The organism is Catellatospora tritici (assembly GCF_019083965.1).
GTDB classification, from domain to species: domain Bacteria; phylum Actinomycetota; class Actinomycetes; order Mycobacteriales; family Micromonosporaceae; genus Catellatospora; species Catellatospora tritici.
This window is the reverse complement of the sequence record NZ_JAHRCY010000036.1, coordinates 64,205-75,776: the sequence shown is the minus strand read 5'-3', so window position 1 is coordinate 75,776 and position 11,572 is coordinate 64,205. Positions and strand designations below refer to the sequence as shown.

Sequence of the window (11,572 nt, the reverse complement as noted above, 5' to 3'; positions counted from 1 at the left end):
CCACACCGACCGGCGGCGGCACGATCTTTCAGTAGGACTCAACGTCCAGGAAACGGGAGTGCTCGTCTGCCGGTGGCTACCTACCCACCAGGAGTCTGCCGGATGGCCTACTCCCAGAACTCATTAGGTAACGGTGGGCAGCCATGACCGAAGCGCCCGAAGCGGGGGCGGGCGGGGACCGAATGGCTGAGACGGGCGTGACGACCTTCGAATTCACCATCGACGACCTGGCTGAAGTCAGATCGCTGGCACGATAGGCGGCAGTCGGCACCGACCTGGCCGAACAGCTCGCGGTCACGGTGAGTGAGCTGGCCAGCAACGCCATCCGGCACGGCGGCGGTCGAGGCCTGCTGACCATCGAGCCGGTCCCGGGTGGGGTGCGGGTCGAGGTGCGCGACTGGGGGCCGGGGCTGGCGCACGGCATCCCCACCAAGCCACCGAAGCAGCTGGCGTACGGCGGCCGAGGTCTCTGGATCGTTTCGAAGCTCTTTCCGGAGCTCGTCCTGGACAGTTCGCCCTCCGGGGTGACCGCCAACCTGTTCCTCGCCAGAACCGACCGCCCCGGCACCGAGGGCTGAAGGTCGGATTGAACCGCCACGCCACGGCGGGTAGATCAGTGGTATGCGATTTCTCGGCCCGCAGTCGGTTGCCTTCTGGACGGTCGTCGGCGGCGTCTGCGCCGTGTTGGCGCTGGTGGTGGCGGTGTTGCAGTGGCAGCTGGACGCGCCCCGGGCTCCGACCGCGGCCGGGTCCGCCGCCACGCCGACCGCGGGTGCGGACGACCTCGGCCAGTCGCCGTCACCTGCGGGCGCGGGCGTGGAGTGGCGCGGGCAGTTCGCGCTACCGCTCGGTGGGCAGGTGAACCTGGACAGCTCGCCGCCGTTCGCGCACACCGACACAGTCGAGGGCGCGGACCTGACCTACACCGACTCCGGTGACGGGCCTGAACTTCACCAGCGCAACCTCTATGTCGCCGTCGCGGTCTGGCAGAACGCGACGGAGCCGGGCGCCGCGCAATGCCGCCAGGCGGTGCGAGCCAAGTCCGATCCGTGGGTACGGGCCGAGGTGGGCCGCTGGCTGTGCGTGGAGACGACCGAACCGACGATCGACTCCGCGCGCACGTCCGAGTACCGGACGGTGGCGCTGCGGATCACCATGGTCGAACCGGACCGGGTGGTGTTCGACGCGGTCCGCTGGGCCGACTGAGTCGACCGGCCGGCTTCGGCACACCGGACCGCTGCCGCCGGTTCGAGCGGGTCCCGGAAAGCCGCCGAGGAATGTGGCTATCCTTTCGGGACACAGGCATCGCAGGTCTGCCGCTGGGAGGAGTCCACACGTGCGGGTTCGCTCGATGGTGTTGGCGACGATGATGACCGGGTTGGCTACGCTGGTGCCGGCATCGGCGCGGGCAGGCCAGTTCGTGGAGTTCGGGCGCATGGAGATCTCGATGGACACGCAGCTGATCGCCACCCTGGTCGGCGACGACAACGGCCAGATCACCGACTATCAGGTGCGGTACGAGGTCGTCGACGGCAAGCGATACGCGATCTTCTTCGGCCCCCGCCGCCGCTGACCCGCTCGACCGTCCACGCTAAATCCAGATGTACTCCTCGGCGATCGCGCCGTCACGCCACTTCGCCACGGTCACCATCCGGCCGCCGCCTGCGAACTCGCCCACGACACATGTCCACTCGCCCGATCCGAACGTGATCGGATGGGAAGTCACCTGTGCGGGCGTTCCGCCGCCGGCCTGGACCAGGGCTTTCATGGCGTCGATGTGTGCGTCGATGCCATGGGTCGGTGGCTGTCCGTGGACCTCGACGAGGACGTCGTCGGTATGGAGGTGGGCGAACAGACCGTGCCAGTCGGCGGTGTTCCAAGCCTTGAAGTCGAGTTCGTCCATGCTTTTCAGGTTGCGGGAGACCTCATCATCCGCCATGACCTTTCTCTCCTCCGTCGCTCGCTCGGTGGGAACGCGATGATGCCGCGGAGGTGTCTTGAACCGTGCGAGGACCAGACGCCCTCTCGCCGTGGCGAAACTGTGGTGTTCCATCGCTGAGTTTATCGCCGTGCCAGCTCTGAGCTGGGACGATGAGGGCATCCATGGCGGCTCGGGAGGTACCGGCGGCCGTCGAAGGGGGGTCGGGCCGGTCGGACGCTGCGGCGGTGCGGCGCTGCGGGCGGTGGACTCGTCCGTGACCGCCGGATGAGCTGGGAGGACGTTTCGCGGCGGTGAGCCGACCGGCGGGGTGCGGGCCGGCTCACCGTCGAAGCTAGGTGATGATGTCGATGGCGAAGTCGGCCACGACGCCGTTGTGGTCGGAGTTGGTGCCGGTGATGATCCGGTAGTCGGTCATCCACATCAGTTGGAAGTCCTCGACGCGCTTCCAGAAGTAGATGTAGTCGATGTGCCGGTTGCCGTGGGTGCCGGTGCCCTTCTCGCCGTACAGGTTGTAGATCGAGCGCAGGTTCGGCAACTGGTTGGCCTCGAACACCTGCCACGGGAACTTGGCGTAGCCGACGGCGCGGTCGGCGCTGAAGTCGACGTTGAGGTCGCCGCTGACGATGACCTGGCCCTCGTCCTTCTTCCGGCCGGCCAGGTCCTTGATCGCCTGGAACTGCTGCTCGGCGCACTGGGTTCGCGGGATATCGACTGGGTGCCCGTTGTCCTCGATGCTGGCGTTGGCGTGGAAGTTGAGGTGGAACACGACGCGCCCGCTGGCCTTGTGCCGGTACTTGACCCAGTTGTTGTAGCGGGCCGGCGGCACGTCCCCGGGGCCGTTGGTGTCGCAGATGAAGTCCGAGCCCTTGTCGAGCACGTCGAACATGCTCTTCTTGGCCAGCAGTGCCTCGTTCTCGGCCTGGGACGGTCCGGGGGCGTAGAACCACCAGCCGTTGTTGGCGGCCCAGGTCTGCAGGAAGTCCTTGCGGGCGTTGACCTCGTTGAGGCCGACAAGATCGGCCTTGGAGGTGATCAACTCAAGGTCGTTTACGAACTGGGCCTGGGTCAGGCCGTTGTAGATGTTGAGCGTTCCGGCCTGGAACGTGGCATTGGCCGCGGCCGCCGGTGTCGCCGGAACGATGGTGGCCAGAAGCGTCGTCGCGCCCGCGAGTGCCAGGGCGAGCCGGAGTTTCCTGCGCTGCATTGACTCTCCTTCAGCTGTGTTGTCGCGCGCTGCCGGGTGGCAGCCGGAGGGCGGGGTCAGAGCTGGACCTTGAAGTCGGCGTTGGCGCCGGAGCCGGTGATGATGAGCCGACCGGTGCGGCTCTTGCGGCCGCTGCTCTGATCGGCCAGGTAGTTCCACGTCACCCAGGGTTGTCCGTCGCGGGCGCGGTAGACGTCCATCGCCCCGGGGCCGCGCTTGTTGCCGGGCAGTCCGTATTTGCGCAGGTCGTCGGGCAGATGGGCGGCCGGACCCGAGTACGAGAACCAGGCCCGGTTCGGACCGGGCAGCGGCGAGCACAATCCGTCGTCGATCTTGGTGCCGCAGTAGGCGACGCCGGTGGCGTAGTAGTTCTCCGACCAGCTGTTGCCCGAGTAGAACAGGTACCAGGACCCGTTGTGGTAGAGGGCGCTCGGGTTCTCGATGACGGTCACGCCGCTGGTGTCGTGGTACTTGGCCCAGGCCAGGTTGTCGCTGCGGAGGATGACCACCGGGTCGCTGTTGCGGTCCACGGTGCCGTTGTCGTTGAACGTCAGCATCATGACCGACAGGGCCGACTCCAGTCCTTCGGCCCGTTGGCCGTCGCGCCAGGTCATCCAGATCGCGCCCTCGGGACCCGAGGTGACGTCGGCGTCGAGGGCCCACCGGTTGCCCTTGTCCGGGCACACGATCGGGGTGTCCTCGGCGATGAACCCGCCGAACGGGTGCTGTGAGCGGGCCACGCCGATGCACTTGCGGCCGTCGTCGTTGCGGCGGGTCGCCGTGTAGAACAGGTAGTAGCGACCCACGCCGTTCTTGACGTGGTACCAGGCGCCCGGCGTCCAGATGCCCGAGCCGCTCTCGACCCACGCGCCGCCGCCGTCGGGCAGGGCGTCACCGGCGATGACCGGCGACGTGCCGACCTCGTCGCCGGACCCGGAGACGGCGAGGGGCACGTTGCGGCCGTGCGCGCTGGCCCCGTAGGTGACGTACTGGCCGGAGCCGTCGTGCAGCGCGATCGTGTCCGCACCGGGGAACGGGAAGTCCTGCGATTCGTCCGCCGCGTCCTGGACCGTGACCAGGCCCTGGCCGGTCGCCGGGCTCGTGCCCAGCGCCGCGAGGAGGGCGAGCGCCACTGAAGCCATGACAGTCTTCATGGCGAGATCCAAGCATGTCGATCTTCAGGGGATCTACAGTCCCGCTACACCGGGCTGAGGAACAGGGCTCCGACGAGATGCGGTACTACCCCAACGGCGGTCGGCGCCGGCTTCGGCGTCACCCGTCGCCGTCGTCGACGCGACGGCGTCGGCGGTCAGTCGCGCCCGACGCGACGAGAGCCGCGCTGGAGGTCGTCGGCGATCAGGACCGTGGCGACCAGGCCCGCGACGACGATGCTCAGAAACCAGGTGTCGTCATCGGACAGCCATGCCGTGAACGGCGCATACGCTGCCATCAGCAAGAACGCGGCCCACAGACCCTGCCGTTGCCGGCGGCTCAGAAATCCAGTCACCCGAGAAGGGTGCCATCGACATGTTGCGATCGTGGACACTCGATCGCATGAATCTGCCCACAATCAGGTTTAACAACCTGACTCAAAGGATGACAACGCAAACCACCCCAAGCCAGGTGTGATCAAGTCCTCCGGTCCGCGAGGTTACGGCCGCCGTCGCCTGCGGTATGAGCAGCCTGCGCTCAGTGCGAGCTGTAGGACTGTCGGCATCACCGCGGAGGACACATGGCATTGGCACCCCATCCCGGGCTCTCCCCCCGGCCGTCCACGGGCGGCTCGCACGACGTGGTCGTGCTCGCCAACCGGCTGCCCGTCGACCGCACTGTCGACGCCGACGGCCGACCATGCTGGCAGCCCAGTCCGGGTGGGCTCGTCACGGCCCTGCAGCCGATCATGAAGGAGCGGGCCGGGGTCTGGATCGGCTGGCAGGGTCGGCCCGGCCCGGCGCCCGCGGCCTTCACGTACGACGATATTCACCTGCATCCGGTTGCGCTGACCAGCGACGAGGTCGAGGGCTACTACGAGGGCCAGGCCAATGCGACGATCTGGCCGCTGTACCACGACGCTGTGGAGCGGCCGGTGTTCGACCGGGCCTGGCAGGACCACTACCGCACGGTCAACCGGCGCTTCGCCGAGGCGGCAGCGCGGGTGGCGGCGCCCGGTGCGCTGGTCTGGGTGCACGACTACCACCTGCAGTTGGTGCCCGGAATGCTGCGTGAGCTGCGTCCGGACCTGCGTATCGGGTTCTTCCTGCACATCCCGTTCCCGCCGGTCGAGCTGTTCTGTCAGCTGCCGATGCGACAGGAGATCCTGCGCGGGCTGCTCGGCGCCGATCTGGTCGGGTTCCAGCACGCCCAGGGGGTCCGCAACTTCCGTACGCTCGTCGCGGATCTGCTCGGAGCGGAGCTCACCGACCATGGCATCCGCTACGAGGGCCGGGACGTCGCCGCCGATACGTTCCCGATCTCCATCGATGTCGCCGAGCAGCAGCGGCTGGGGTCCGACCCCGTGGTCCAGTCCCGTGCCGCGGAGATCCGCCGGGAGCTGGGCTCGCCCCGGACGATCATCCTGGCGGTGGACCGGCTGGACTACACCAAGGGCATCGAGTGCCGGCTGCGGGCATACCGGGAGCTGCTGGCCGAGGGGCGGCTGGACCCGGCGGCGACGACGATGGTCCAGGTGGCCGTGCCGACCCGGCCGGAGATCGACCACTACCAGGCGCTGCGTGAGCGGGTGGAGTGCGAGGTCAGCCGGATGAACGGCGAGCACGCGGCCATCGGGCGGCTGCCGGTGCACTATCTGCACCAGTCCTTCGACCGGGCGGAGCTGGCCGCGTTGTATCTGGCCGCCGACGTCATGGCGGTGACGCCGCTGCGAGACGGCATGAACCTGGTCGCCAAGGAGTACGTCGCCACCCGTACCGACGGCACGGGTGCGCTGGTGCTCAGCGAGTTCGCGGGCGCCGCGGCCGAGCTGCGGCAGGCGTGGCTGGTCAATCCGCACGACGTCGACGCACTCAAGGACGCGTTCGCCGACGCCGCGTTCGCCACCGCGGACGAGCAGGGCCGCAGGATGGATCCGATGCGGTCGCAGCTGCGTCGCCACGATGTGCACGCGTGGGCCGTCGGGTTCCTGAACCGGCTGGACCGGGCCGTCGGCACCTCCACCACGGCCTCCCGAACCTTCGACCGTTGGCGGGGCAGGGCGACGCTGAACCCGAGGCCCGCGGTGCGGGGCGGTGTCATATCCCGGCCGGGTGCGCTCGTCCCACTGTGTTCGGCCGATGAGCAGCCCGCGGTCGGTGTGCCGGGCGCGGCCGCACGTGGTCGTGGCGTTTGGCGTGCCGTTGTCGACCAATAGGCTCAGCCGGCCGGTCGTGGTGGGTGTGCACGTCATGCGGCACGGCGATATCAGGCCGGCATTTCCCTGAGGACATGGGCGCGGGCGGTCGAGCGCAGCTCGCGGATGAGCGTGCGCACCGCCAGCGACCGGGCCATCGCCACGGTGGTGACGTACCCGACGCCACGCGACGGGGCACCTGGACCCAGGTCCTGCACCGCGACGCCGGGCGGCGCGCCCAGCAGGCTCAGCTGCGGCGCGACCGCCATGCCCAGGCGCTGCGCCACCATCGACAACACGACGCTGTCGTCCTGCGCGGTGATGGTGGCGCGGGGCAGCCAGTCCTGCTCCGACCACCACTGCCGGGTGTAGGACCCGCAGTTCTCGTCCCAGTCGATCAGCGGCAGGCCGCGCGGATCACGGTGACCTCGTGGGTACGCCAACGCGTAGCTCTCCTCGAACAGCTTTCCGGACAGAAGCCCGGCCGGAACGGGATCGCCCGGCCCGACGGTCGCGATCCCGATGTCGGCTCGGCCGTCGGACACCTCACCGGCAGTGCCCCGGCCGATCTCGCGCACGATCGAGACCTCGGGGCGCACACCCGGATGCCGGGCGGTCAGCCGGTCGAGCGCGACCGGCAGCAGGTGCGCGGCGGCACTGCGGAACGCGGCGATGCGCAGAGGCCCGTCGACGCTGCCCGTCGTGGCCCCGCGGGCCTCCGCGCCCAGGGTCTCCAGCAGCCGCAGGATCCGCCGGGCATGGACGACCGCACGTTCGCCCGCCGGGGTGGGCCGTGCGCCGTGGCGCCCGCGCTCGAACAGGACGACGCCGACCTTCTGCTCGCAGGCGCGGATCGCGTGGGAGACGGCCGACTGGGTCAGGCCGAGACTCGTCGCGGCGGCGGTGAACCCGCCCTCGCGGTCCACGGCGACCAGGATGCGCAGTTCGTGTGGGGCGAGATCGGCTTGCGACGACATGATCTCGAAGGTACATGAGCGTCGTTCATGGAAGTCGGGCCTGCCATGCGGCCGCGGCTCTGCCCGGCGGGTCGCCCGGCACCTAGCGTCGACGCCATGACCATCTCGCTGACCGTGCACCAGGTACGGCGTCCGCAGGGCCGCCCCGAGGCCGCCGACTTCGCCCTCGTCCAAGAGCTGATCCCGGTCCCCGCCGAGGGGCAGGCGCTCGTCGAGAACGTCTACCTCTCGGTCGACCCGTACCTGCGCGAGCTCATGGACGACAACGAGCTGAACTCGCCGCTCGAAGGGCGCGCCGTCGGCCGCGTCGTCAGCTCGCGTACGCCGCTGCTGTCGGCGGGCGACGTCGTGCTCCACCGGCAGGGGTGGCGTTCCCACGCGCTCGTGACATTTGAGGAGATCCGCGTTCTCGCTGTGCCGGATCGGGTGCCACTCTCGGCGTACCTGGGAATTCTGGGCGGTACGGGCTTGAGCGCCTACGTGGGCCTGAAGCGGGTGGCGGGCCTGAGGCCGGGCGAGACGGTCTTCATCTCGGCGGCGGCCGGGGGAGTGGGGACCGCGGCCGGGCGGATCGCGCGGCTGCTGGGTGCGCGACGGGTGATCGGCAGCACGGGTTCGGTGGCCAAGGCCCAGTACCTGGTCGAGCACGTGGGGTTCGACGCCGCGTTCGACTACCACGAGGGGCCGATCGCCGGTCGTCTTGCCGCCGCCGCGCCGGACGGGATCGATGTCTATCTGGACAATGTGGGTGGCGAGCACCTGGAGGCGGCGATCGACGTGCTCAACGACCGGGGCCGGATCGCCTGGTGCGGTGCGGTGGCGCAGTACGACGACCCGGGCAACCCGCCGCCCGCGCCGCGCAACCTGTACGACGTGGTCGGCAAGCAGCTACGGCTGGAGGGCTTTCTCGTCCGGCACCACCTCGACCTGCGTGACGAGTTGGAGGAGCTGCTGGTGCCCGAGCTCCAGGCCGGGCGGATCGTCTCCGACCAGACGGTCGTCGATGGCATCGAGCGCACCGTGGACGCGTTCGTGGCCATGCTCGGCGGCGAGAACGTGGGAAAGATGCTGGTCCGCGTCTGATCCTGGGCGGTGCCCGCCGGCTCGGGCGCCGAGACAGTTCGACGTCTATTGATTCGCACGGGTGTACGCTAGGAGGGAAAGCCCCGTGATCGTCGGTACCACGGCGGGCAGTAGTTCGCAGCGTTGAGTCGACGGCGGGCGCGGCATCCGCACCCTGCGGTTTACTGTGGGCCACCAGCACACGCTCCTGGTTCTCCAGAGACGGCTCGGCCGGTTCTGGCTGCAGACACCAAGGAGCGACATGACCCACATCGGCCTTCGGGCACAACCAACCGTTGCCCCCGCCTACGTCACAGATCGCGTCCGGGAGGCGCGGGCCCGTCGGCTGCTGGCCGAGCTCGGACCGGATTTCGCCGCCGACTCCATACGCGTGCTGGTCGACGGTGATCTGGTCGTGGTGCACGGCACCGACGGGGCTCGCGCCGGCTTCGACATCTTCCAGGTCGCCGACGGTGCGCTCGCCGACCGCTGGTCGGCTCACCAACCGGTGATCAGCGACACGGCCAGCGGGCACAGCCAGACCGACGGTCCCGCCGAGATCACCAGACCCGGGCAGAGCGCCCGCAGTGGCAGGCTGGTCGAATACCTGGTCGACACCATCCTTGTCGGGGGCAAACACGACCGGCTGCGGCACTTCTTCAGCTCGCACCTGATCCAGCACGACCCGCTGGTCGACAACGGCCTGCAGGCCATGGCGGACAACTGGCGGTCCAACCGGACCGTGTACGGCCGCCGCCTGGTCACCGTCGCCGATGGAGAGTTCGTGCTCACGGTGACCGCGGGCACCGAGCGCGACGCGCCACGGGTGTTCTACGACCTGTTCCGGGTCGATCGCGGAATGATCGTCGAGCGTTGGAACACCGTCACCGTGATGCCGCCGCGGCTGCCCGAGCGCGTTGCGGCGCCGGCGCCCGCACCGGCGGCCCAGGACGCGCCATGATCGCGCGCGTCGGCCCTCCGGACCTCATGGGCCTGATCCCCGCCTCAGCGCAGCGCGACGAGCGGCTGCGTATCGAACCGACCCACACCACGGCAGGGATGCTGGACGGTGGGTGGTGGCCCCACTCGACGGATCCGGCCGAGGCATTGCCCGGCCTGGTGCTGGCGATCGACCCGATCCGGGGTCCGGTCGTGCGGTTCGTGCTCGGCGCCGGCGGCTGGAACCCGCACCCGGAGCACATCCACGTCGGTGGCCGCCGGATAGAAGTCGCGTACTCGGCCAGCCAGCCGGCCAGTCTGCTCACCGCCCGGTGCGCGGGTGGACGGCGAGTCGATCTGCTGGTGGTGGCACCGTGCACGCCACGCGACGTCGCCGCCAGGTCTCTGCTGCGGGCGGCGCAGACGGGCAACCGCGTGGCCGCGCCCCTCAGCTACGCGCGTGCCGCCGATACCCGCGAGGCCCGATCAGCCAGAGATCACGATGGGGCCGGAGCTCCCTGAAGGGAGTAGGCTGAAAGGTGCCGCTCTGGACCCTGGTGGCTGTGTCGGACAGCGCACCCGCCGCCTGAGGTCTTGCCGAGCGTAAACCCGGCATCTCGAACTGCCAGAGCAGACGCCGCCCGCTGACCGTGCAATCTTGCTCGCACAGCAGCAGAGGACGGTTGACCATGCAGACCACCGCCGACATCTCCAGCACACTGCCCACCCTCCAGCCGCAGGCCCCGGCCGTGCGGCTCGCGCTGGCACCGCACCACGCCGACCGCGCGGTTCTCGACGGAGGCTGGTGGCCACACTCTCGGGATCCGGCCACCGAGGTGCCCGCTCTCGTCGCGGCACTGACCCAGCGGTATGGCCCGATCCGCGATGTCATGCTCAACAACGCCACGTGGGCAGAGCACCCGCGGCGCCTCCCGGCGGACACCCGGGTGATCCGAATGGGGTGGTTCGCATCCCAGGACCCGGCACTGGCGATCGCGATCACCGCCAAGGGTGACCAACTGGACCTGCTCGTGGTTCCACCGGCGACGTCGGCCGCGGATGCCGGGCGGGCCATGGCGGCGGCGGCCGACCCGGACGTGTTCACGTCGGCTGCCGGCATTCTCGCGGCGCTGTCCGATTCCGTACCGGCGGGTGCCGGCCCGGAATCGGCGGGAGTCTGGGACAACGAGGGCGGCCGTGCCTTCGGCGGCCCGCGCGTGCCTGAGGCGTCCGGCCCACCCGCCGCTACCATCGCCGCGGTCATCTCATGATCGACGAGCGGGTCATGCGCGTCTGGGCGCAGGTAGGCAAGCACACCCAGGGTGCCAGCGTGACGGTGGCGGACATCTGCACCGCGGCAGCGGCCGGGGTCGGCGTGGACGGGGCCGCGGTGACCCTGGTGGCAGGTACATCGACGGTGCGCGAGACCGTGCACGCCACCGACCCGATCGCCCTCGAACTCGAGCAGTGGCAGTCGGCCTTCGGGCACGGTCCCGGCGTCGACGCCTACGCCACCGGCGGACCGGTGTTCGCCGTCGATCTCGCCGCACCGGCCGAGCAGATCCGCTGGCCGGATTTCGCCCGGTCCGCGCTCACCCGTGGCGTCCGGGCGGTGTTCGCCCTGCCCATGCAGGTTGGCGCCATCCGGTTGGGCGTCGTCGACCTGCACCGCGCCGGGCCGGGACTGATGAGCCCGTACGAACTCGCCGACGCGCTGGCGTTCGCCGAAAGCGCCGCACTGCTGCTGCTCGACGGGGCGGCGGGTGCGCCCGCCGACACGGCCGAGCTTGCCTGGCAACGCGACGAGTCGAGCGCCTGCCATGCCGAGGTCCACCAGGCCACGGGCATGCTCGCCGCACGACTGGGCATCACCGCCGGTTCGGCCCTCGCGCGGCTGCGGGCCGCGGCCTTCGCCCATGGCCGGCGGCTCGGGGACGTCGCCTACGACGTCATCGCGGACGGTCGCGTCCCGGGAGGCGACACAGCCCGTCGGACCAGGGCCATCGCCGAGGACACCCACCGGCTCGCAAGCGCCGAGCTCGTGACCCAAGGCCGGGGACTACCGTGAGTACGGCGGGAGTCGTGGACACGGCAACCGCGGA

At 69.8% G+C, this 11,572-nt stretch carries 14 protein-coding genes; 9 read left to right on the top strand and 5 right to left on the bottom strand.

All coding sequences use genetic code 11. From position 1 onward, the window contains the following. Positions 1–275 precede the first annotated feature (275 nt). The 3 genes from KUA19_RS40240 (at position 276) to KUA19_RS40230 (ending at position 1,573) form a co-directional block, all read left to right on the top strand. Entirely contained in the window at positions 276–578 is a 303-nt protein-coding gene (locus KUA19_RS40240; protein WP_302563825.1) for an ATP-binding protein, read from the top strand. A 43-nt stretch (positions 579–621) separates the two neighbouring features. Then, positions 622–1,206, top strand: coding sequence for a hypothetical protein (locus KUA19_RS40235; RefSeq protein ID WP_217404962.1), 585 nt, complete (start codon positions 622–624; stop codon positions 1,204–1,206). Positions 1,207–1,336: 130 nt separating this feature from the next. Next, positions 1,337–1,573, top strand: a complete 237-nt coding sequence (locus tag KUA19_RS40230; protein ID WP_217404960.1) for a hypothetical protein — start codon at positions 1,337–1,339, stop codon at positions 1,571–1,573. Positions 1,574–1,591: 18 nt separating this feature from the next. Here KUA19_RS40230 and KUA19_RS40225 read toward each other — a convergent pair whose 3' ends face one another. The 4 genes from KUA19_RS40225 to KUA19_RS43620 form a co-directional block, all read right to left on the bottom strand. Beyond that, the gene (locus KUA19_RS40225) at positions 1,592–1,939 is read right to left on the bottom strand and encodes a nuclear transport factor 2 family protein (protein WP_217404958.1); all 348 of its coding nucleotides are present in this window, start codon (positions 1,937–1,939) and stop codon (positions 1,592–1,594) included. Positions 1,940–2,273: 334 nt separating this feature from the next. Then, positions 2,274–3,146, bottom strand: coding sequence for an endonuclease/exonuclease/phosphatase family protein (locus KUA19_RS40220; RefSeq protein ID WP_217404956.1), 873 nt, complete (start codon positions 3,144–3,146; stop codon positions 2,274–2,276). Between the two features lie 56 nt (positions 3,147–3,202). Beyond that, positions 3,203–4,288: a family 43 glycosylhydrolase gene (locus KUA19_RS40215; RefSeq protein WP_217404954.1), complete on the bottom strand. Its 1,086-nt coding sequence runs from the start codon at positions 4,286–4,288 to the stop codon at positions 3,203–3,205. Between the two features lie 167 nt (positions 4,289–4,455). Further along, positions 4,456–4,596 carry a hypothetical protein gene (locus tag KUA19_RS43620; protein WP_254550866.1) on the bottom strand — a complete coding sequence of 47 codons (141 nt, stop codon included), beginning with the start codon at positions 4,594–4,596 and terminating at the stop codon, positions 4,456–4,458. Between the two features lie 282 nt (positions 4,597–4,878). Here KUA19_RS43620 and KUA19_RS40205 point away from each other — a divergent pair, with 282 nt between their 5' ends. Next, positions 4,879–6,513: an alpha,alpha-trehalose-phosphate synthase (UDP-forming) gene (locus KUA19_RS40205; protein ID WP_217404952.1), complete on the top strand. Its 1,635-nt coding sequence runs from the start codon at positions 4,879–4,881 to the stop codon at positions 6,511–6,513. Positions 6,514–6,563: 50 nt separating this feature from the next. Here KUA19_RS40205 and KUA19_RS40200 read toward each other — a convergent pair whose 3' ends face one another. Continuing rightward, positions 6,564–7,469 carry a LysR family transcriptional regulator gene (locus KUA19_RS40200; protein ID WP_217404950.1) on the bottom strand — a complete coding sequence of 302 codons (906 nt, stop codon included), beginning with the start codon at positions 7,467–7,469 and terminating at the stop codon, positions 6,564–6,566. 96 nt (positions 7,470–7,565) lie between these two features. Here KUA19_RS40200 and KUA19_RS40195 point away from each other — a divergent pair, with 96 nt between their 5' ends. The 5 genes from KUA19_RS40195 (at position 7,566) to KUA19_RS40175 (ending at position 11,538) form a co-directional block, all read left to right on the top strand. Next, positions 7,566–8,552, top strand: a complete 987-nt coding sequence (locus KUA19_RS40195) for an NADP-dependent oxidoreductase (RefSeq protein ID WP_217404948.1) — start codon at positions 7,566–7,568, stop codon at positions 8,550–8,552. Between the two features lie 241 nt (positions 8,553–8,793). After that, positions 8,794–9,492 carry a nuclear transport factor 2 family protein gene (locus tag KUA19_RS40190; protein WP_217404946.1) on the top strand — a complete coding sequence of 233 codons (699 nt, stop codon included), beginning with the start codon at positions 8,794–8,796 and terminating at the stop codon, positions 9,490–9,492. Next, entirely contained in the window at positions 9,489–9,992 is a 504-nt protein-coding gene (locus tag KUA19_RS40185) for a DUF5994 family protein (RefSeq protein WP_217404944.1), read from the top strand. The genes KUA19_RS40190 and KUA19_RS40185 overlap by 4 nt, the downstream gene beginning before the upstream one ends. A gap of 167 nt (positions 9,993–10,159) precedes the next feature. Beyond that, a complete protein-coding gene (locus KUA19_RS40180; protein ID WP_217404943.1) occupies positions 10,160–10,741 on the top strand; it encodes a DUF5994 family protein in 582 nt (193 codons plus the stop codon). After that, entirely contained in the window at positions 10,738–11,538 is an 801-nt protein-coding gene (locus KUA19_RS40175; RefSeq protein WP_217404941.1) for an ANTAR domain-containing protein, read from the top strand. Before KUA19_RS40180 ends, KUA19_RS40175 begins: the two co-directional genes overlap by 4 nt. The last annotated feature ends 34 nt before the right edge of the window (positions 11,539–11,572 follow it).